Source organism: Akkermansia muciniphila, assembly GCF_018709685.1.
Taxonomy (GTDB): Bacteria; Verrucomicrobiota; Verrucomicrobiia; order Verrucomicrobiales; family Akkermansiaceae; genus Akkermansia; species Akkermansia muciniphila_E.
The window spans coordinates 165898-187750 of the sequence record NZ_JABDHQ010000006.1 but is presented as its reverse complement, the minus strand read 5'-3'; the positions used below and the strand labels follow the sequence as shown (position 1 = coordinate 187750).

Sequence of the window (21853 nt, the reverse complement as noted above, 5' to 3'; positions counted from 1 at the left end):
TTACAGCACTAATATATTTGATATTATTGGATTAAAAGAAGAGGAACTTTCCGTGTCTATGTCTCAAGTTTGGTTTGATGATGAAGGAGGTCCTGGATATGGTTATCATAGTAACGACAATTATATTATTACCACCAAAGCCTCAGCCGTATTCAAGTGTATACATAGACAACCTTATGTAAAAACCAATGAGAATATGCCGGTAACGAATGGAAAAACAGCATACATATTTCCATTTAGAAAAACTTACCAAGCACAAATGTCTTTTCGTACAGTGGATGGTGAAGTTAAAGATGAAAATAATAATTTAGGTGGAGTTTATATGTTTGAAACTTATATTCTACATGACAGCGAATTTTGGCCCATTGTAATTTCAACCGTGCTAACTGATAAATCTTTAATTATGAATATTGTAATGCAAACAGTAGCGTCAAAGATAGCAGAATCGATTAAATTTTTGACATCTGGACAAGGAGCTGCATTTCAAGTATTCGGCGTTTCTTGTAAATGCGAGATGGATAAAAATGGGGAAAAGCGCTATATTCCAAATATAAAATGGGGAGAACTTATCCCAGAAGATATCAGAATTCGACCTACCTCACAAAGAATCTATAAGAAAGGACATGAATATTATATCAGTAATTACAACAAACAACCTAAATAATACTCATAATAACTAAAATGAAATCATTAATTAAATTTTCTCTTATATTTTTCAATATAATTTTAGGAATCTCGGGATTTCGAGAACTCTGCTTTGATTCATTATTCTCTCATGCCATGTCTTGTATAGCTTCTACATTATCTTCCCTTGCTTTTACAGCGGTTTTATTAATAAATTTAGGATATTTAAAAAAATAATAAAATATTAGGAATTTCATTTTGATGATATGGTACTATAACAGATTCTTACATTTTTTGATGAAAAATTTATTGTATGATTCTAGCCATTTCCTAATATTTTATTTAATAGTTTCAATAAGTCACATAGTTACATACATCACCGTGAACTGGAGAAGTAAATCTCCTACGCAGATAACCGGCTCAGCCAACATACGAATGTGACCTGCAAGGTGCTTCTCGTTTTAAGCAGAAAGTCATCTTCACGAGGCTACATCTAACCAGATTAGATTGATGTATCCACCCCGTGGAGTAAGGGCTATCTCTAGGATTCAACGGAATCTGTAGTTAAGCGTATTCAATTATAACATATTGGTAGGAGAACGGCATGAAGTAAAGAGCATCTTTACTTCATGCACGATACCATCAAGAATGTCACTTCTCTCTTTGATACAGTGCAAGTACAAAAAGCCCGCTACGAGTATGCTTCCTTCGGAGGACTGCTCACTGCTGAATGGGACATGGCTCAAGAAAACACATTACGTTTCTCCTGCGAGTTCACAGACGATGAGCTCGGACTTGTCTACTATAATTACTGTCACTTCAATCCATTGACAGCAGGTGGATCACCAGTGATCTTGTTCAGACAAATATTGATTTTTTATGAATGGTGAGCTCCTCTCCTTCATATCCAGCTTTTACTCCTCTTCCCATACCAGATAGAGTTGGCCAGAGCAGAGGCATTAAACTTTCGTATTTTGCTTGTAAAAGAAAGTTAGATAAATTAGGAGATAAAGCTATTAAGGCACTTTTAGCAGGAAAATTTTTGTTCATCTTGTAAACTTGAAATACGAGCATGTTATTTGGGCTCATCTCCGTATTTAAAAAAACGGCTTGAACAAAATACAGGATGTGAAGTTACTTTATACGAAGGTCAAGTTAAAGCATTTTTCCCATTTATTTAATTTAAATTTAAAAATGAAAAAATTAATAAGATTTTTTATTTTTGTCATCGCTGGTTTAATTATCCTTACTTTTATTAATTATGGATACACAGCATGGAGTATCCATCATTGGAAAAATGTACTAGAACAATCAAGCTTTGAGCAATTAAAAAATGAATATGCAAAATACTATTACCAAGTTGAAGGACCACCTGCAGAACAGTTGCTCATCTACCAACAAAAACAATTACTGCCCAATATTTTCTATCATGATCTAGTTGTCATGAAAAGCAGCCTCTCCGGCATAAAAATATATACCGGCTCTAGACTTAAATCTACTTCACGTGGCACCATGAAGGAAAAATTAAAACTCTACCAGGAAGACGGATTTAAAGAAGGAGAAAATGTTTCTTCCGTTGGTGAAGTATTCTCCTCCAGCCTTAAACTGGCAGGATTTAAAGAATACGGACATTAAAATCATTTTATAAACTTTTTACTTTTAAGTTTATAAAAAACAGAAACTGATATAATTTATCAGCATTTAGCGTGCTATCTGACCTGCTCCCTCTTGTAAAGCTTGTATGTGACAGGGCCCGAGGATTCAAGAACACGCGGCATTGCGACAATATATGCCTATGCATCCCTTATCGGAGAACTCGTCTTTGTCTCTCACAATGACGATACGACGGATGGGAGTTTACCTACAACCATCTGGGGCAGATGACCTCCGTCAGGGACGCTCTGGTATCAGGGAATTCTCCTATGATGCTTGCGGCAACATGACCCAGGACGCTTCCTTTGGGCTGAGCCATAGCAATATCTACCATCTCAGGCTCAACCTCGTAACCGCCATCGGTTACAGGAAGGGAGCGGATGGAGAATCGGCGGCCTGCTATGAATACGACTATGATGGTCTGCTACGTCCCATTCATCGACGAGACTCCTGGGATGTCGCCACTCCTTCTGTCCCACTACAGAACTGGAAAGGGAGAATTAATACAACTGGATGCCAAGGATGTTTATGAGAAAAATTTCGGACTTAATCCCAAGGGCGGTTTTTCTGGCGTGCGATGGCATATTGGCAACTCAATATTATGGAGTAGAGGATGCATGATAGTAAGTTCCAATATCTTGAGGGAAGAGCCATACCTAATATTTATAAAATGCATCCAAGTTATGCAATTCCGATACATATTTTTGATCTCAATGATTCATTATTGAAGGCAGACGAATTATCCAAATTTGCTTGTTTTGTTAAATGTAAGTTAAAGAAAGATTCTTCTGTAAAAGCTATTTATAAATCATAAAATCAATATTTATCTGTTTAAAATAAAAAATCTATGTATGATTTTTGTTATTCTTCGCAGGAATTATGCATATTAACGCCAACAAAATAAATTTATCTATTTATTAATATTAAAAATTAAGAAAATCTGAGAAATTATATTTTTTTAAATTGTTTAACATGAAAACTAATATTATATTACCTTCGGTTATTTTGACGTTAAATTTATTATATTCTTGTACGTTCATATCCTCAAAAAAAGAAGAAACAAGGAACTCCTATATTCCTCCTTACTACCTACATTACAATACTCCTGCCTACATTGCAGGAAAAGATATGATTAGAAATTCATTAAAATCATACTGGGATTTATCGTCAAATATGACTCCACAACCAAATCTTAATCCATATGATAAAAAATGGAATGGTAGCGAAACAGCTCTTATGTTAGCGACAGCTATCGGGGATATTGATACCATGAAGAAATTACTCGAATTTGGTGCTGATATCAATGTTGCTTCAAATGAAATGAAGCTACCCTCTATGACCTTTCCCTACAGAGAAACTGCCTTACATTATGCTGCTCATACAGGACAAACAGGTGCCTACAATTTTTTGATTAAACAAGGAGCTAACCAGAATTTGAAAAATACTGATGGAATAACAGCCCAGCAATTACTGGATACTGAAGTAAAAAATAATTAAAAATCAAAAAAACTTTTATAATAATCAAACAAACGTATTAATGTAGAATTTAAATATAATAATTAATATTATAAAGTGACATACAGGATGAAAAAGGAGGTATAGGCCTGCCGCACAGTAACAGGATAAGAATATATACAGACAATGTCTTCCAAGAAAAGATTTCAGAAAGAACTTATTAAATTTAAAATTATCCTCTCTCTTCGGAATGAAAACATAATGAAATGGATAAAAAATAATAAGAAAACCAGTTTTTCTATTATAGCATTATTGGCCTTACTCATCTTTTTCCTTTATCCCGGCAATGATATTACATGCCTGGACATAGTACCCCCTGCGACAGCCAATATTCAATCTGCCCAAGCTGGAGATGTGTTAAAAATGGATATTCCCCATTCGGAACGCAAGCTTACCTTGATTTTCATTCCAAAAGGAAGTTACCCAATTACAAAATCTGGCCATCGTGCGGAAATTACTTATCACTACTGGCTGGGAAAATACGAAGTCACACAGGAGGAATGGGAAAAGATGATGGGATGGATACCGATTCCGGAATTGGAAGACAGATGGACCATCACAACGGGCGCGCAGTACCCCATGTGCCAGGTCTCCTATGATGAATGCCTGGATTTTTGTGATCGATTAACCGAGATTGGACAACAACAGGGGATTCTTCCGGAAGGATATTGCTTTTCCTTGCCTACGGAGGCACAGTGGGAATTAGCCTATTCCTGCGGCAAGGAAATCGTTCTTCCCGATAATCTTGAGGAAGTAGCATGGATGAATCCTTACGATGCCAATACAGGGGCCTATCCTGTGGGACAAAAAGAACCCAATGCATGGGGATTTCATGACATGTTGGGAAATATATGGGAGTTATGTGCGGATTTTTATCATTCTCATCATTTGCATGGCGGCAATCCCGTCAACTGGAAAACGGATACCGGCAATTTATCCACCGATACTGGTTTATCAGTCACCTCCCTTGGGGGAGGAGTGTCGTCTTTCATACCCGATAATGTGAAAGAGATACCTCGTGAAAGATATCATGCTGATTCAAGAAAAGCCAGTACCGGATTAAGAGTAGCGTTGGTCCCGGTTCAGCAACATCAATTGTTGAAAAAAAGGTTAAAACACTTACATCCTGTTCCGGGTTGGGTGATAGATATCAGGAACTCATTCGAGCTGATCTACATGTATATGAAAACATACTGGAAGACTTTAACGAATCTATGATCCTTTAAAATATTCCTGTTTTTGTTTGGGACTATTCCCAAATGCCGTACCAGTTAACAACCAAGCTTGGCGATTGTCGTTTTCAGACACAGGAAATGCCTGTACATTGTAACACGGATAATGTTCAGTTTGACGGTAGCGCACGAGCCGACTCCTATTTCCCGGCAAATCTGTTTCCATTGCGCTTCGTGAATGCACTGGCTAATGAATTTCTCGGAGTCTCTCACAGCAGCACTCTGGAAGGAAGTTAGCCTGTGGTCATCTGGGGCGGTAAGACGCCTATGAAACTAGAGAAATCTTTACGATGCCCACGAGAAGGGCGCTGTCATCCTGTCTTTTCAGAGAGGAATCATCAAAATAACGTGAGGAAGAGAATTTTCGTAAATTCTCTTCCTCTTATGGCACACTGCATTACCGGCACTGATCACTTGATTTCCTTCTGCATGTAAACGATGTCAAAGGATCGGCCCAGTTTCAAGCCGATGTTTTTCAGGCGCCCGGCATGGATAAAGCCCTGGCTGGCGTGAAAGGACATGCTTTGTTCATTCTCAGAGGATATTTCCGCAATGATATGGCGGATGCCCTGCTTCACGGCATCCTCTTCCAGACGGCCCAGGCACATCCGGCCAATGCCCCGGCCAAGATGGGAGGGAGCAATGAAGTAAGTGATGGTGGCCGTTTCCCGGAATGTGGGTACGGGCTTATACGCACTCAGGAAGCAGAAGCCTACTACTTCACCGGTCCGGCAGTCCACCACGGCATACGCCGGAAAACCTTTCACGCGTTCCAGAATATGGGGATAATAGGCTTCCGGCAGTTCCGCATCCGAGAAAGCGGCCGTTCCATTCATCACGTAATGGTTGAAGATACGGATGACGGCCTCCCGGTGGGAATCTGCCAACGGTTCAAATACTATTTTTTCCACCATATTCATTGCTTGTTGTTTCACCGCAGTACAAAGCTTTTATAAAGAATGGTTTTCATCCTTTTATACCTATTCCTGACTGCCTCTCCGGTATTTGCCAACCACTGACGCAGGAATCAGGAATAGCAGGGCTGATGCGGAATACAGCCTTGCACTTGCTTTGAGACATATCCAGCAACAATTCCGTTCCATCATTTCCAGAATAGCTGATTTTTCCTTTAAAAGCATTCCGGCCCCCAGTGATAGGGAAACGCCTCTCCGTCTGCTGCCATCGGTTCCTTTTCTTCATAAGAAAGGACCGTTCCGAAAAGCCCGGAACGGTCCTGACAAGAATAAGGTTTTTGGTTGAACAGATTACACGCCGTCCGGTTCCAGCTCCCGGCGGATGTATTCCGCCGTGGGGGAGTCTTTTTTGGCTATCTGTTCCGGCGTTCCTTCCGCCACGATGGTTCCGCCGGCGTCGCCCGGGCCGGGGCCCATGTCGATGACGTAGTCCGCCTCCGCCATGATTTCCGTGTTGTGCTCAATGACGATGACCGTGTTCCCCTGGTCCGCCAGGCGATGCAGCACGTCAATGAGCAATCTCACGTCCCGCGGATGCAGGCCGATGGAGGGTTCCTCAATGAGGTACAGGTCTCCGGGAAGTTCCTTACCTTTCATCAGGGCGTTCCGGCTGACGCGCCGTCCCTTGATGAGTTCCGTCACCAGCTTGAGCCGCTGGGCTTCCCCGCCGGAGAGCGTATTGGACGCCTGCCCCAGTGTCAGGTAGCCCAGGCCGGTTTCCGCCAACAGCTTGAGGGGGTCCGAGATGCGGGGCTGGCTTTCAAAGAATTCCGCCGCTTCCGCAAAGTCCATCTGGAGAACGTCCGCAATGGTTTTCCCCTTGTACCTCACGGTCAGGGTGGCGGCATTGTAACGCTTGCCCCGGCAGGTTTCACACGGCACGTAGCAGGGCGGCAGGAAGTCCATTTCCAGCTTTTGCATGCCCGTTCCCTTGCATGATTCGCAGTTGCCCTGCCCCGTGTTGAAGGAGAAGCGGCCGCGGTCGAAGCCCAGCCTGCGCGCGTCAGCCGTCTGCGCAAACAGCGTCCGGATGTCGTCCAGAAAGCCCACGTACGTTGCCGGAGTGGAACGGGGCGTCTTGCCGATGGGGCTCTGGTCCACGCCGTACACCATACGAATGGAGTCAAAGCCGGAGGAGGTTTTCCACAGCTTTTTCTGGTCCCTCGTGAGCTTGTCGCCAATGGCCTGGCGCGCCACCAGCCGGATGGTTCCCGTCATCAGGGAGGTTTTTCCCGCGCCGGATACGCCGGTGAGCACCGTGAGCCTCGCCTTGGGAATGGCTACGTTCACGTCCTTCAGGTTGTTCAGGCAACAGCCTTCCACCCGCAGCCATGCGGATTCCTCCTTTTTGGCGGGAATCCTGCGCCTTTTGCCCCGGTAGGGATGCTGCGGCTTGTGATGCAGGGCGGCGCCCGTTACGGAGTCCGGCATGGCGGCCAGTTCCTCAAAGGTTCCGCGGGCCACCACCTGGCCGCCGTGGATGCCCGCGCCCGGCCCCATGTCCACAATGTGGTCCGCACGCTTCATGGTGTCTTCATCATGTTCCACTACCAGCAGGGTGTTGCCCCGGCGCTTGAGTTCGTCCAGCGTGCCGAGCAGCAGTTCATTGTCCTTCGGGTGAAGGCCGATGGTGGGTTCATCCAGCACGTAAAGCACGCCGCGCAGGTGGGAGCCCAGCTGGGAGGCCAGGCGGATGCGCTGGGTTTCCCCGCCGGAGAGCGTCGTGGCGCTGCGGTCCAGGGACAGGTACCCCAGCCCCACGCGATGGAGGAAGTTCAGGCGCTGCGTGATTTCCGCCACCACGTCGCGGGCGATGAGGGCTTCTTCCCGCTCAAATTTCCACCCCTTCACCAGTTCCGCCGCAGCCACCGCAGGCAGGGAGGCGATTTCACCGGGGGTTACCCCCTGAAGCCTCACGGCACGCGCAAACTCGTTCAGCCGCACGCCCTGGCAGGCGGGGCAGACTTTCACTCCCTTATCGTCATCCGCCTGGCGGGCCAGGTCCCGGTCATATTTCAGTTCTGCTTCCAGCAGGGATTGCGCCTGGTCTTCCTTCATCTTTCCCTTGCCCACGATGCCGTGCCCGCGGCAAACGGGGCACCACCCGCGCGGGGAGTTGAAGGAGAAGGTATACGGCTCCAGCTCCGGGAAGGACTGCCCGCAGGAGGCGCAGGCCAGTTTGGTCCCCATCAGCTCCGGACGGCTGGAACCGGGCGGCAGCACCTGTAAAAATCCTTCACCCATTTCCAGCGCGGCATGCACCGCTCCGGCGAGTTTCTCCGGGGTCCAGGAGGCCTCCGGCCTTGAGACAACCAGGTCCAGGTCATGGCTGGAATAACGGTCCAGCGGCTGGAAACCGCTCAGGGGGACCAGGGTCCCGTCCACCCACATTTCCTCATATCCCTTTCCTTCCGCCCAGCGGGCCAGGTCCGCGTAGTGCCCCTTGCGCCCACGCACCAGCGGAGCCAGCAGGGCTACGCGGCCATGTTTTTTCAATTCACGCACCACCAGCTCCACCACCTCGGATTCCGACCTTTTACCCACCGGCACGCCGCACTGCGGGCAGTAGGCCTGCCCCAGCTTGGCATACAGCAGGCGCATGAACTGCCAGATTTCCGTGACGGTGCCCACGGTGGATTTGGTCCCCCCGCGGGACATGTTCTGTTCAATGGCTACGGTGGGGGGCAAACCGGTAAGACGGTCGATGTCCGGGCTTTCCAGTTGTTCCGTGAATTGCCGGGCGTACGGGGACATGACGTCCATGAAGCGCCGCTGCCCTTCCGCAAAGAAGATGTCAAAGGCCAGGGAGCTTTTCCCGGACCCGGAAAGTCCGGTCAGTACGGTCATTTCCCCGCGCGGCACATCCAGGTCCACGTTTTTCAGGTTGTGGTGGCGCGCACCGCGCAGGGCCATCACGCCTTCCGGTATGTCCGTGTCTGCGGATTCCTGTGCGGAGGCGTCCGCAGGGTCGTAAACGGAGGGGCGGCCTTCCAGCACGTCCCTGAGGTATTTGCCCGTATATCCCTTCCCCGCGGCCACGATTTCCTCCGGCGTGCCGGCAGCCACCACATGGCCGCCTCCGGCGCCGCCCTCCGGCCCCAGGTCAATCACGTAGTCTGCGGACTTGATGAATTCCGGATTGTGCTCAATGACCAGCAGGGTATGCCCCTGCTCCACCAGTTCCCGGAACACGGCCAGCAGCACTTCAATATCCGCAAAGTGGAGACCGGTTCCCGGTTCGTCCAGAATGAGCATTTTGGGGCTGTTCGCGCCGGAGCCTATCTGGTCCAGCAGGATTTTGGCCAGCTTCAGACGCTGGTTTTCCCCGCCGGAGAGGGTGTTCAGGGGCTGGCCCAGGGTCAGGTGCCCCAGCCCTACGCGCTGGAGCACGCCCAGCTTGGCAGCAATGCGGGAGGCCTTGGCTCCTTTTTCCCCCTTGAAGTATTCCAGGGAGGACGCCACCGTCATGCCGAGAATATCCGCAATGTTCCTGCCGTCCCGGTGCACGCTCAGCACTTCGCTCCCGTAACGGGAGCCATGGCACAGCGGACACTGTACAAAAATGTCTGAAAGGAACTGCATCTCCACCTTTTCACTCCCCATGCCCATGCAGCGGGGGCAGCGGCCGTCCCCGCTGTTGAAGGAGAAGAAGCCGGGCTTCATGCCGCGCGCGCGGGCCGTCTCCGTCTCCGCAAAGAGGGAGCGTATTTCTTCAAACACCCCGGCGTACACGGCAGGGGTGGAGCGCGGGGTGCGGACAATGGGGCTCTGGTCCACCATCACCACTTCATCCAGCAGTTCCCAGCCCTTGATGGACTTGACACGGGCAGGCTCCTCCTCACACACGCCTCCCTTTTCCACCAGCGCGTTCAGGTAAAGGACATCATGCGCCAGGGTGCTCTTTCCGGACCCGCTGACGCCCGTCAAGCAGGTGAACACGCCCAGGGGAATGTCCACGTCCAGCTTGATCATGTTGTGCCGCGTGGCGCCGGAGACTTTCAGGAACTTGCTGGGCTTGTGCCTTTTTCCGGGCACGGCGATGCGCCGCCTGCCGGAAAGGAAGGCCCCTGTCAGGGATTCCGCCACGTCTCCTATCAGGGCCGGGTCTCCGGAATAAACCAGTTTTCCGCCCTCCCGGCCGGAGCCGGGCCCCATGTCCACCAGGCTGTCCGCCGCGCGCATCACCGCTTCCTCATGCTCCACCACCACCAGCGTGTTGCCGCGCTTTTTAAGGCGGTTCATGGCGGAGATCAGGCGGGAGGTATCACGCGGATGAAGGCCTACGGTGGGTTCGTCCAGCACAAACAGGGTATCCGTCAGGGAAGCGCCCAGGCAGGTCGTCAGGCTTACGCGTTCAATTTCCCCGCCGGAAAGGGAGCGCGTGGAACGGTCGGACGTCAGGTAGCCCAGCCCCACTTCATTCAGGTATTCCAGGCGGCTTCTCAATTCCGCCACGGCATGCTTCAAGCCTGCATCCTCATGCGCGCGCGGCGTTACATACTTGTCCACCCAGGCCAGAAGTTCATCCATGGGCATGCTGGAGAGCTCCGGCATGCTTTTGCCGCCCACCTTGAACTGGAGGGCTTCCGGCCTCAGGCGCAAGCCATGGCAGGAGGGGCATTCCTGGTACGTGCGGAAACGGCTCAGGTACACGCGCACATGCATCTTGTGCGTGCGGCTTTCCAGATACTTGAAAAAGCCCGTAATGCCATACCACAAGCCCTTTTCATACATTTCATCCGGGTTTTCCCCGTCCCCGTTCATCAGCCAGTCCCGTTCCCACTGTTTCAGGTCCTTCCACGGCACGTCCAGCCGGACCTTCCGGGAATTATTGCGCCAGCCGCGCATCAGGTCCTTCTTGCATTCGGAAAACACTTTGCTCTCCCCTTCAAAGATATGGATGGCCCCGTCATTGACGCTGAGTTCCGGCTTGATGCACCGGGAGTAGTCAATGGTGATGACGCGGCCGTAGCCGCGGCACTCCGGACACGCGCCCAGCGGAGAATTGAAGGAGAACAGTCCGGGCCTGGGCTCCATCAGCGGATGCCAGTCACCGCGGAACTTCATGGCGGGCAGCCAGATTCCGTCCACGCGGGGAATCACATGAGCCACGCCGCCGCCCAGGCGCATGGCCGTTTCCAGCGCTTCCAGCCTGCGTTCCCGCTGGTCTTCCGCCAGTTTCACGCGGTCCTGGATGACCAGCAAGGGTTCGCCTTCTTCCAGGGTCCATTCTTCATCTTCCAGCCGGAGAGACTCTCCATGCGCAAAGGCGCGCAAGTAGCCCTGGGCCACCAGATTCCTTTTCAGCGTGGGGAGGTCCACGGACTCCGGCCGCGCCACCTCCAGGCAAATCATCAATTCCGTCCCGGCGGGAAATTCCGCATGCAGCTTTTCATCAATGGAGCCGGGCGTCTCCGGCCTGATCTCCCGCCCGGTTTCCGGGTCCATGCCCACGGCCAGACGGGCGAAAACGAATTTCCAGTAATCATTCAGCCCCGTCATGGTCCCTACCGTGGAGCGTGAAGTCCGGACGGAGTTGCGCTGGTGCAGGGCAATCGCCGGAAGAATGTTCTCCACGGCGTCCACGTCCGGCTTGTCCATGCGGTCCATGAACTGGCGCACGTAAGGGGAAAAGGTTTCCATGTAACGCCTCTGCCCCTCCGCATACAGCGTATGCATCGCCAAACTTGTTTTTCCCGAGCCGGAAGGTCCGGTCACCACCGTCAAGCGCCCCAGGGGAATATCCACATCCACATTCTGCAAATTATGCTCACGGGCGCCGCGGATGCGGATGCGCCCATCCTCACAATGACTCATGGGGTGAGTATATCATCAATTTGGAATCATTCCAAGAGAAGCGCCTGTCATGAATGACTGCCGCCTTCCACCCGGCGCCTCTCTTCTGTTCATGGCGTAACCGCCTGCATAAACTGTCATTTACCGCCTCCTGACCATGATTCCAATTCAGGCAGCATATCTTCCTCCGGACAGGAACGAAAATTTTCGGGGACGGAGGGAAGGAACGATGAAGGCACATTTTCAGGAATCTCCATGGGCGGCACCCGCACGGGCCGGACATTCCAGGGGCAAGGCCATCCGTGACCGTTTTCCCAAATCCGGAACGGCAACAACTCCCCGGGATGAAGTGTGCGGTTGTCCGGTGGCATTTCCAGGGCAATGAATGCGCCGTTCAGCGCTGCGCTCCGAATCTCCAGCAGGAAGGAAGAACCATTTTTCCGGCTGGTTACCGTAAACAGGCAGGGCTGTGAAACAGCGGCCCCTGCATTACGATCCAGAGGAATACAGCCATAGGTTACTGATTCAATGTCTGAAATCCACCGCCCATGAACAAATTGTTCCCGGTCCGGTTTGAGCCAGGGAAACAGATACTCTACGGAGGCATCCAGCATCTCCGTCTTCCTGCTTTTCAAGGAAAGCCGCATCCATCTGAAAAACAGCTCTTCATCATCACAAAAATTGCGCAGAAGCCAATAACACCCCAGAACGGCAACAGCCCTCCTCAGAGGGCGGTGTCTTCCCCATTACCACCGTCATCCAGCCATGCCCCCTTGATCTCGCCCGGTACGCGGCAAACCACATAAAGGCGCAGGGACCGCTGGGAATCTATCCTGTCCAGCACTCCGTCCAGAATATCCTTTTGCCGCACCTCCAGAATGCATTCCGCCAGCGTGAGACGGCTTTCCCCTCCCTCAAATCAAAGACCGGACTACGGGCCGCATTAAAAATGAAAGGGGTTTCCAACGATACCATGCCCATGGTGGGCAAACAGGAAGCGTCAGGTTCAATCACCAGGCGCGTGGCGGGAATCCTTTCAGACACATCTCCTACCAGCATGCGGTATGCTGAAAATCCAATGGCGCAAGCGGCCAGCAACGCGCATGTCATCCACAGGAAAGGCTTCACCCCCCATTCCTGCCACAGGAAAACAGGGAGAAACAGAAGCTTCTGTTAACAATCAGACAACAACCCGGCCTTGAAGGGAAATGGCCCCCGCTACTCCCTCTTTTTCTCCCACCCTCCCAATTTCATGCCGCACAGGCTGACGTCTACGGAATCTGTTCCTTCAGGCCATGGCACAACAAGCCTGTACCCGTCCGCATAGGGTATTTTTCTGGAAGCTCCGGGAGTGGAATGCGTGTACAGGGCGATGCTTATTTCATCCCCCTGCACGGAAACTTCCGCATACAAATCCCCCTGGTAACGGGAATCCAGCTCAAAATGCATGAAAAGGTTGCCGTCCTCATCAATTCCTTCCGACAGCAAGTCCACTTCCTGCTGTTTTACGGCACCGTTTTCCTGGCATCCGGCCATGATGCCGATGACCGGCAGAAAAAGAACCAGGCCGGCGGAATGGTATGCTCCATGCATTGTCATTCTCTCCTTTCCCCTATACATTCCTCCAGGATAAATGAAGGTTCAAGGAAAAACGGAAGAAAGAAAGAACGATGCCGCCCAAACCCAATCTATTACGTCATCATGAAACCAAATGGCGGCCCGTGCTTGCATTTCTACAGACAGCCGCTAGTATTTTTCGATTCTTAGATCGCTGAAAGCGCCTCTATCTCTCGTCAATTTTCAACAAGACAAAGATGATTAAGTGGATTCTAACCAAGATTGTCGGTACCAAAAACCAGCGTGAAGTGCGCCGCCTGCGCCCTATTGTAGAACAGATCGTCTCCATTGAAGAATCATGGAACGGCAAGGGGCAGGACTTCCTGCTTGAAAAAACCCGTGAATGGCAGGGCTACCTGCACCGCTTCCTTCCCATGGAGCTTCCCCCCGTGCGCATTGTGGAAGCCGCGCCGCAGGAAGAACTGGAAGCCATCGCCGCCAAGCTGAACGCCCGGTTTGAATCCCTGAAAGACGAATTCGCCGCCCTTCCCACTGTGGAAGCCACTCCTGCCTCCATTGAAGAGGGGAAAGCCGCCTGGAACAACATCACTCCCCAGTTTGACAAGCTGCGCGAACGCTACCTGAACCAGATTCTGCCGGAAGCCTTTGCCGCCGTTAAACACGGCGCGCGCCTGTTCTGCGGGGAAGAACGCGACATCTGCGGACAAAAGCAGGTGTGGGACATGGTCCACTTTGACGTGCAGCTGCTGGGCGGCATCGCCCTGCACCGCGGCTACATCGCGGAAATGGCCACGGGTGAAGGCAAGACGCTCGTCGCCACCCTCCCCGTATACCTGAACGCCCTGACGGGCATGGGCGTGCACGTGGTAACCGTGAACGACTACCTGGCGCGCCGCGACTCCGAATGGATGGGCATGCTCTTCCAGTTCCTGGGGCTGACCGTGGGCTGCATCCAGAGCATGATGCCCTCCCAGCTGCGCCGTGAGCAATACGCCTGCGACATCACGTACGGCACGAACGCCGAATTCGGCTTCGACTACCTGCGTGACAACGGCATGGCCACCTCCAAAACGGAACAGGTGCAGCGCGGCCATTACTTCTCCATTGTGGACGAAGTGGACTCCATCCTCATTGACGAAGCCCGTACGCCCCTCATTATTTCCGGCCCGGCGGTCGTCACCCGGGAACAGCAGTACGACACCCTGCGCCCTGCCATTGAACGCGTGGTGAAGGCCCAGACGGACCTCTGCAACGAGCTGATGGCCCAGGCGCTGGAAGCCCAGGAAAAAGGCCGTACGGAAGAAGTGGGCCGCTGCCTGTTCAAGGTGAAGATGGGGCAGCCCCGCCACCGCGCCTTCCTGCGCGCCATGCAGGATCCCGAGTTGCGCCGCATCGTGGAAAAATATGAACTGACCCTTTACCAGGATACGCGCAAGAAGGAACTCTACAAGCTGAAGGAGGAAATGTTCTTCACCGTGGATGAAAAGACCCACGACGCCGACCTGATGGAAAAAGGCCGTGAAGTCATCTCCCCCGGCCACCCGGAAGACTTCGTGCTGCCGGACCTGGGTACCGCCTTTGCGGAAATGGATGAAGACCCCCGCATGACGGAAAAGGACAAGCTGCGCCGCAAGAATGAACTGACCAAGCAGCTTGACGAGACGGGCGCCCGCCTGCACACCACCTCCCAGCTCCTGAAGGCCTACTGCATTTACGAAAAAGACGTGGAATACGTCGTCAAGGACGACAAGGTCATCATCATTGACCAGAACACGGGCCGTGAAATGCCGGGACGCCGCTGGAGCGACGGCTTGCACCAGGCCGTGGAAGCCAAGGAAGGCGTGGAAGTGGAACGTGAAAACCAGACCTACGCCACCATCACCATCCAGAACTACTTCCGCCTGTACAAGAAACTGGCGGGCATGACCGGTACGGCTGAAACGGAAGCCGCGGAATTCCATGACATTTACAAGCTGGACGTTCTGCCCATCCCGACCAACCGCCCCTGCATCCGCAAGGACCAGAACGACCTTATCTTCAAATCCCGCCGTGAAAAATTCAATGCGGTGATCAACAAAATCCAGGAGCTCCACGGCAAGGGCCAGCCCATCCTGATCGGCACGGCCAGCGTGGACGCCTCTGAAACGCTCTCCCGCATGCTCAAGAGGGCCAAAATCCCCCATGAAGTGCTGAACGCCAAAAACCACCAGCGCGAAGCGGAAATCGTATCCCTGGCCGGCAAGCGCGGAGCCGTTACCGTCTCCACCAACATGGCGGGCCGCGGTACGGACATCAAGCTGGGGGAAGGCGTAGCCGACCTCGGCGGCCTCTTCGTGCTGGGCACGGAACGCCACGAATCCCGCCGCATTGACCGCCAGCTCCGCGGTCGCTGCTCCCGCCAGGGGGACCCCGGCGCCTCCCAGTTCTTCATCTCCTTTGAAGATGACCTGATGCGCAACTTCGGCGCGGCGGAACGCATGACCAAGATGATGGAACGCCTGGGCGTGGCCGACGGCGAAGCCCTGGAACACAGCTTCCTGAACAAATCCGTGGAATCCGCCCAGAAACGCGTGGAACAGCGCAACTACATGTGGCGCAAGCACGTGCTGGATTACGACGACGTGATGAACAAGCAGCGCGAAATCGTTTACGGCTACCGCAATGAAGTGCTCTCCACGGAAAACCCGCGCGAAATGATTTACGACATTCTGGAAGAAGTAATCGCCACCCGCGCCCATGAATTCCTGGATCCGGACTCGGAAGGCCTCACCCATCCGGACGAGCTGCTCTCCTGGATGAACTCCTCCTTCCCGCTGGGACTGACGGCGGATGCCGCCAAGCTGGAAGAACGCCAGATGGATGACACCATCGCCTTCCTCATTGACAAGGTCAAGGCCACTTATGAAGACAAGGCCTCCCGTGAACGTCCGGAATACCTGGACCACATGGAACGCCAGATCATCCTGGGGGCCATTGACAAAATGTGGCAGGAGCACCTGTACAACATGGACTCCCTGCGGGAAGGCGTACGCCTCCGCGCCCAGGGCCAGAAGGACCCGCTGGTGGAATACAAGTCTGAAGCTTACGACCTGTTCGTTACCCTGATGGAAAGCATCAAGGGGGAGGCCATCGGCAACCTCTTCAAGAGCACCACCAACCTGGACGCCTTTGAAGACTTCCTGGCCAGCCTGCCCCAGTTTGACTCTTCCGATGAAAACCAGGAAGAGGGCGCCAACCTGCCGGAAATCGGCTTTGACGGCATGCCTACCGACCTGCTTTCCGCCCTGCGGGAACAAGTCTCCCGTGCACGGGAACACCAGTCCGCACAACAGCCGGAACCGGAACAGGCCCCGGCCGTCATCTCTGACGCCACAACCATCGGTGAAGGCTACCAGCCCGCCACGGCGGAACCCAAACTGGTCATGCCCAAGCGCAAAGTCAGCGTCGTTCTCCGCAAGGAAGAAACCTCCGAGGCTCCGGCGGAAACGCCTGCCGCGGGTGATGACGAGGAAATTGCCGTCACCCTTGACTCGCAGGACTTCGCGGAAACCATGGACAACCGGGATTCCTCCGAGACCCGCACGTTCTAAAAACACCACATATCACTTCCGGACGGAGGAAACGGGAAAACCCGGTTCCTCCGTCTTCAAGCTTCCGGTCCTCCCTTGACCACACGCCCGCCCAACAAATCCACCAACGTCCGTTCCGTGCTGGAATACGTCCCGTACTTCCGGGATAAAATCTTTGCCGTGCATGTGGAACGCCCCCTGGTAGATTCCGGGGAACTGGTGGACGCGCTGCTGGACCTGGACGTTCTTCAGGAAATAGGCGTCAGGCCCGTGCTGATTGTGGAGGGAACGGACGCCTCCGCCCTGTACGAACACACGCGCGTCTGTGAAATGCGCTCCGCCCTGGTGGAAGCGCCATTGAAAGGCGGCCAGCTTGTCCAGGAAAGAGTCCGGGAAATTCTGGGGAGGCATCAAATCCCCGTGGTGGCCTCCGGCCGCTCCGGCTCCTTTGATCCGGAATCCGTCCGCATGGCATTCAGCCTGGGAGCCTCCAAATACATTGCCCTGCTCAACGACCACAAGGTTCCCTCCCGTGACGGCCACCCGATTGCCGCCATTCTGGAATCGGAAGTGGCGGGAATAAAAGGGGAAGTAACCCACCGGGAACTGCTGGACCAGGCGGCGGAAGCCTGCCGCGCCGGAATCCCCCGCGTGCACCTGCTGGATGGAAAAATACGCGGCGTGCTGGTGGAGGAACTCTTCTCTGAAGAAGGCGTGGGCACCATGGTCCACACGGACTCCTACCGGGAAATACGCCCCTTGAAGGAAGAGGACATTCCGGAACTCCTCTCCATGATTGCCCGCTCCGTGGTGGACTCCAAGCTGGTGAACCGGAACTATGAAGACATCGCCGCCAGAATGGATGACTATTACGTGCTGACCCTGGACGACAGCATTGTGGGCTGTGTGGCTGTCTATCCCTACCCGAAGCACCGCAGCGCGGAACTGGGCTGCCTGTACATCAAGCACCGCCATGAGGGCCGCGGCTATGGCCGGACGCTATGCGAATTCGCCAGAAGAAAAGCGGAGGAAATGGGCATGGAATTCATCTTCGCCCTCTCCCAAAGCGCCGTCCATTACTTCCGGGACCGCATGCACTACGCGGAATTCTCCCGCGACTGCCTCCCCCCGGAACGCCTGCGCGCCCTGGAACTCAGCGGTCGCAAATCCGGAGTCTTTGGATTGAGACTTAAATAAAAACGACCTTTACCTATTTATTCAACTTCAACAGCTTCGCCATTCTCGCGTCTATTGACTGGAATTGAGGAAATCTCTTATTTTCTGACGTTCCTTCTTTACCATTTGCCTCCATGAGGACCATTCCCCTAATAGGAGCGAATACAGGACAAACCATCTAGGTATTTCTTCAACTTTCTAGGTTGACGTTCATTGCAACTCACGAGTCATTATTCATTGAGATTTTTATGAAAGTTTTTTATAACTAGTCTCATATAGAAAATCTTACGCCTTTCTTATAGTTTTTCATTGAATAATTAGCGCAGACACTAACCTATATCCGTTAATTTTAACTTAAATAACAATTATCAAATATATGCGACACATATACCGGGGGAAATCGGGGAGATCAAGTGGCGCAATGCTCGCATGTCTTGTGTCTATGCCTTGATGGCCATGCGGATCAAGGCGGGTATTTCTCGGACGGTGATGGCTACGGCTCTTGGATGTCCCCTCGGTGTATTTTCGTCCATCGAAATGGCAAACAACGAAAAGATCCATATGCCTGCCCTCCTGAAATACGTGGAGGTGAAGGGATTACCTTTCAAAGTGTCAACCGTTCTGAAAAAGAGAAAACCATAAATTTCAAGAAAAAAGTGACAGTTTGAGGAACAGTTTTTTGCAATTGCCCGAAAACGGAATGTTTTTTGTGGAAAGGTGAACGCTGTTTTTCCAATTACGAACACAGTGTATTCGTTTTTGTGGGGTGTGTTATATGATATCTGCCGAGGACAGTGAGGAGAGCTGGTAGCGCAGGAGACGGGATGGCGAGCGAGGAAAGGGCTGGCACTTGGATGGACTTTTGTCCTAGGCTTTACAGGTTTTCGCAACACGCTCTTGCGAGATTTTCTTCCCTTCGGTACGGAAGACACGGCAATGACACAACCGTCTTCCAACTAAACCTTGAAGGGGAAGCCCGTCACCTCTACATATTTCAGAACGGCGCCCATGCTCATCTTGCCATTGGTCGCGCTTTAAATCGCGGAAATACGCGGCTGGGAACAATCGAGTACCGCAGCCACCATATTCTGCGAAATTCCGGCCTTGACGCGCATATGGGTAAGAGCCGAGGAAACGGTAGAAGCGGCGGAGATCCGTTTGGCTTCCTCCATGATCTCGGGTGATACACAGTCTCTCAGTCATCTTCGACCGTTGCGTAACGCTTGTTCTTTGACAGATCGATCGGAACGTATTCTTTATTTTCCATGATTACAGAAGAGGTTGCATTAAAATTGTGAAACACAATCCTTACAGTATTTATTATCCTCGGGCTGTCTTTGCTTGTCTCCGGCACAAATCAGATGCAACTCGTAACCTTGAACATAACAGTAAAAACATATAGGCAAGTTTGAGCAGCGGATGCGAGCGGTTGTTGCGTGATGGCGTGGCAACCCGACGTATTCCTAGTGAACGTAGGAACATTTCACCATTCGCACAGAATTGCCGTAATCTTTCAGATGAACCCGGTATTCATCCAGGTTACGAATCATTTGCGCGGTCTTCCGAGGATAACCGTTTACCCATCCACTTCATATCACGTACAAATTAATCGCTCGGAATAACCTCCCGTTCGCTCATGTCGTCAACATAATCATTAACCTGTCTCTCGAAAATCGGTTCCTCTACCACCGCATTCATTCAGTCGATAATAACAAAGTGCTAGTAGTGGTGATTATCATTGACTTGTCTATTATTGTATTCTTAACTAAGGAAAGCTATGAAAATACTACTTCTTTTTGATATTGATTTTGAAATCAACAAAAACAGAATTTGCGACTTACTTAATAATAAAACCACGCATCTTAAATTTGTTAATGGCGGCGATATAAACATAGATTCTAATATAATATCAAAACCGGATTCCTTTAGATCCATTTTAAAGAAAATTCATAAGAAATTACCTGAATTTGATAAGATTTTTTGTTTTACAGAAAAACCATATATAGATAATTATTTTTTTCATGAACATAAGAAATTGTCTATTTTTTCTTTTTGGGGATGGCTTTATTTAACGGACTTACCTAAGAATAATGGTTTATTATATTTTATTGTAGATTATTTGGCATTATATATTAATGATACAGATTTTAGACACAAAAACACAACGGGTTGTATATATGATTTTTTACAAAATAAGACAGGAATTGATGATGGAATGAGGCAAGCCAGGATTTGCCCAACTTGTCTAGAACGAATTTCTAATAATTTATCTTCGCCTGAACAAATTAATATTTTGGAGGATTTAAAAATTCTAATGAATTTTCTTTCTGATTCTTCAAAGTGGAATCAAGATGTATTGGACCTCGTAATTCCACAACATCAAAGTATAAAGAAAAGGAAATCTAAAAAATCTGGAGAGATAAATATTGTGATAGCTTCACCTAGTGATGCTTGGTTAGAACGGAAGAATTTATTGGAAAAATTAGAAATTCAATTTAGACGTGGACATCATGAATCACATTGTTGTAAACGTTTAATCGTACATGGTTGGGAAGATTTAGCATCTCAACCAGGGTATCCTCAAGATATTATAAATCGTCAAATAATTTGCAACGTTGATTTTGTTGTCGCAATATTCAAATATAAACTGGGAACTCCAACAATTGATATTGCGACAAACCAAGAACGTTCCGTTTCAGGCACAGCGGAGGAGTTATTAGCAAGTTTGAATAATTCGATGGCCGACAAGCCTCTGGGTATGGCTTATTTCTATTCAAAAGCTCCTTCCGTTTCTGTTGATTTAGATGATCTTGAAATAATAAAAAATGACTGGGATACTTTGCAGAAATTTAAAAAAGATATACAAAACAAAATATTATATAAGCCGTATACTGAAACTGGTGATTTATTGCAGATTATAATTTCCGATTTGGAAACAAATATAATTGATTATTTCGAATAGATTTCAAGTTAATTAGTGTTAGTTCAATTCGATCGTTTTTAGTATTCTCTGGGAGAGTCAAAGATGTGCACCATTCCGAATTGAGAACAACAAACACAGGTATGCATTTTCACAAATTTGCATGTCAGGCTTGATTTCTCGCCGTACCTCTTACCACAACTCCTCCTTCCACCCGCGCCCCTTCGCCTATTGTGTGTATTGTATCATCACGCATTGTAAGTTAAAATGTCTATCTTTTTTAGAGTTTCTTTCCGTACATTTAACTGATTTTCATCCAGGCAGGGGATACACTTGGGACAAAGAGCGACAAGATCACGCTTCTCCATCTCAATGAGTTCTTCACTGCATGCTGAAGGAACAATCATCTCGGAAAGCTTCTCCATTGCCTCCTTGCGTTGATCGTCCGAAGGTCGGATATACACTGGTGAGACATCTCGGAATCATGCCCCACAATCACGCGGGCAAGAGCATGATCCGCCCTGCCGCATGCAGAACCGTGGTGGCTGTCGCCCGCAGTGAATGAAACGTATTTGGACAAACGCAACGCTTCCTCTGCCCCCTGAAACCCTCCGGCGTGTCATAATCCCCAGCATATGCAGATGCCATCCGAACTCGTAGGAAAGATACCGCATGCGATTATACTTCTCGGACAAAATAGGCTGCACATACTCATCTACCCACTCCAAGGTAAAATATGCTTTTCCAGGAGAGCGATGATCGGGACACGCATTTTCAAGAATGGCTCTCTCTCGGACTTGGTATTGATCCCGCCAA

General features: G+C 50.5%; 14 protein-coding genes. 8 read left to right on the top strand and 6 right to left on the bottom strand.

The features are described from left to right. Both HHJ06_RS06035 and HHJ06_RS06030 read left to right on the top strand, forming a co-directional pair. The coding region (locus HHJ06_RS06035; RefSeq protein ID WP_215428451.1) for a hypothetical protein at positions 1-664 on the top strand (664 nt) is incomplete at its 5' end. Positions 665-1253: 589 nt separating this feature from the next. After that, a complete protein-coding gene (locus tag HHJ06_RS06030) occupies positions 1254-1514 on the top strand; it encodes a hypothetical protein (protein WP_215428450.1) in 261 nt (86 codons plus the stop codon). On the opposite strand, the gene HHJ06_RS06025 is transcribed toward HHJ06_RS06030, so the two are convergent. After that, the gene (locus tag HHJ06_RS06025) at positions 1483-1674 is read right to left on the bottom strand and encodes a hypothetical protein (RefSeq protein WP_215428449.1); all 192 of its coding nucleotides are present in this window, start codon (positions 1672-1674) and stop codon (positions 1483-1485) included. The two genes, HHJ06_RS06030 and HHJ06_RS06025, sit on opposite strands and share 32 nt — an antisense overlap. Before the next feature lie 78 nt (positions 1675-1752). Between HHJ06_RS06025 and HHJ06_RS06020 the strand changes: the two genes are divergently transcribed. The 3 genes from HHJ06_RS06020 to HHJ06_RS06010 all read left to right on the top strand — a co-directional run bounded on the left by HHJ06_RS06020 (position 1753) and on the right by HHJ06_RS06010 (position 5010). After that, the gene (locus tag HHJ06_RS06020; protein WP_215428448.1) at positions 1753-2259 is read left to right on the top strand and encodes a hypothetical protein; all 507 of its coding nucleotides are present in this window, start codon (positions 1753-1755) and stop codon (positions 2257-2259) included. 990 nt (positions 2260-3249) lie between these two features. After that, the gene (locus tag HHJ06_RS06015; protein WP_215428447.1) at positions 3250-3774 is read left to right on the top strand and encodes an ankyrin repeat domain-containing protein; all 525 of its coding nucleotides are present in this window, start codon (positions 3250-3252) and stop codon (positions 3772-3774) included. A 144-nt stretch (positions 3775-3918) separates the two neighbouring features. Continuing rightward, complete coding sequence (locus tag HHJ06_RS06010; protein WP_215428446.1) at positions 3919-5010, top strand: formylglycine-generating enzyme family protein; 1092 nt, start codon at positions 3919-3921, stop codon at positions 5008-5010. A gap of 424 nt (positions 5011-5434) precedes the next feature. Here the strand turns inward: HHJ06_RS06010 and HHJ06_RS06005 are convergent, their stop codons facing one another. The 5 genes from HHJ06_RS06005 to HHJ06_RS05985 form a co-directional block, all read right to left on the bottom strand. After that, positions 5435-5944: a GNAT family N-acetyltransferase gene (locus HHJ06_RS06005; protein WP_215428445.1), complete on the bottom strand. Its 510-nt coding sequence runs from the start codon at positions 5942-5944 to the stop codon at positions 5435-5437. Between the two features lie 345 nt (positions 5945-6289). Beyond that, positions 6290-11815 (bottom strand): excinuclease ABC subunit UvrA, encoded by a 5526-nt coding sequence (gene uvrA / locus HHJ06_RS06000; RefSeq protein ID WP_215428444.1) that lies wholly within the window; start codon positions 11813-11815, stop codon positions 6290-6292. A 116-nt stretch (positions 11816-11931) separates the two neighbouring features. After that, positions 11932-12408, bottom strand: coding sequence for a hypothetical protein (locus HHJ06_RS05995; RefSeq protein WP_215428443.1), 477 nt, complete (start codon positions 12406-12408; stop codon positions 11932-11934). Positions 12409-12518: 110 nt separating this feature from the next. Further along, the gene (locus HHJ06_RS05990; RefSeq protein ID WP_215428442.1) at positions 12519-12665 is read right to left on the bottom strand and encodes a hypothetical protein; all 147 of its coding nucleotides are present in this window, start codon (positions 12663-12665) and stop codon (positions 12519-12521) included. Positions 12666-13012: 347 nt separating this feature from the next. Then, positions 13013-13387, bottom strand: a complete 375-nt coding sequence (locus tag HHJ06_RS05985) for a hypothetical protein (RefSeq protein WP_215428441.1) — start codon at positions 13385-13387, stop codon at positions 13013-13015. 221 nt (positions 13388-13608) lie between these two features. Between HHJ06_RS05985 and secA the strand changes: the two genes are divergently transcribed. From secA to HHJ06_RS05970, 3 genes are all read left to right on the top strand, one after another. Next, the gene (secA, locus tag HHJ06_RS05980; protein ID WP_215428440.1) at positions 13609-16962 is read left to right on the top strand and encodes a preprotein translocase subunit SecA; all 3354 of its coding nucleotides are present in this window, start codon (positions 13609-13611) and stop codon (positions 16960-16962) included. A gap of 75 nt (positions 16963-17037) precedes the next feature. Beyond that, a complete protein-coding gene (locus HHJ06_RS05975; RefSeq protein ID WP_215428439.1) occupies positions 17038-18138 on the top strand; it encodes a GNAT family N-acetyltransferase in 1101 nt (366 codons plus the stop codon). Positions 18139-19894: 1756 nt separating this feature from the next. Continuing rightward, on the top strand, positions 19895-21079 hold the full coding sequence (locus tag HHJ06_RS05970; RefSeq protein ID WP_215428438.1) for a hypothetical protein: 1185 nt from the start codon (positions 19895-19897) through the stop codon (positions 21077-21079). The last annotated feature ends 774 nt before the right edge of the window (positions 21080-21853 follow it).

What these genes read in the sequence shown, in the direction of transcription:
- HHJ06_RS05985 (WP_215428441.1), bottom strand. Translation starts at nt 13,387, where the DNA reads ATGCATGGAGCATACCATTCCGCCGGCCTGGTTCTTTTTCTGCCGGTC.
- HHJ06_RS06015 (WP_215428447.1), top strand. Translation starts at nt 3,250, where the DNA reads ATGAAAACTAATATTATATTACCTTCGGTTATTTTGACGTTAAATTTA.
- HHJ06_RS05995 (WP_215428443.1), bottom strand. Translation starts at nt 12,408, where the DNA reads ATGCTGGATGCCTCCGTAGAGTATCTGTTTCCCTGGCTCAAACCGGAC.
- HHJ06_RS06025 (WP_215428449.1), bottom strand. Translation starts at nt 1,674, where the DNA reads ATGAACAAAAATTTTCCTGCTAAAAGTGCCTTAATAGCTTTATCTCCT.
- HHJ06_RS06005 (WP_215428445.1), bottom strand. Translation starts at nt 5,944, where the DNA reads ATGAATATGGTGGAAAAAATAGTATTTGAACCGTTGGCAGATTCCCAC.
- HHJ06_RS05970 (WP_215428438.1), top strand. Translation starts at nt 19,895, where the DNA reads ATGAAAATACTACTTCTTTTTGATATTGATTTTGAAATCAACAAAAAC.
- secA (WP_215428440.1), top strand. Translation starts at nt 13,609, where the DNA reads ATGATTAAGTGGATTCTAACCAAGATTGTCGGTACCAAAAACCAGCGT.
- HHJ06_RS06010 (WP_215428446.1), top strand. Translation starts at nt 3,919, where the DNA reads ATGTCTTCCAAGAAAAGATTTCAGAAAGAACTTATTAAATTTAAAATT.
- uvrA (WP_215428444.1), bottom strand. Translation starts at nt 11,815, where the DNA reads ATGAGTCATTGTGAGGATGGGCGCATCCGCATCCGCGGCGCCCGTGAG.
- HHJ06_RS06030 (WP_215428450.1), top strand. Translation starts at nt 1,254, where the DNA reads ATGCACGATACCATCAAGAATGTCACTTCTCTCTTTGATACAGTGCAA.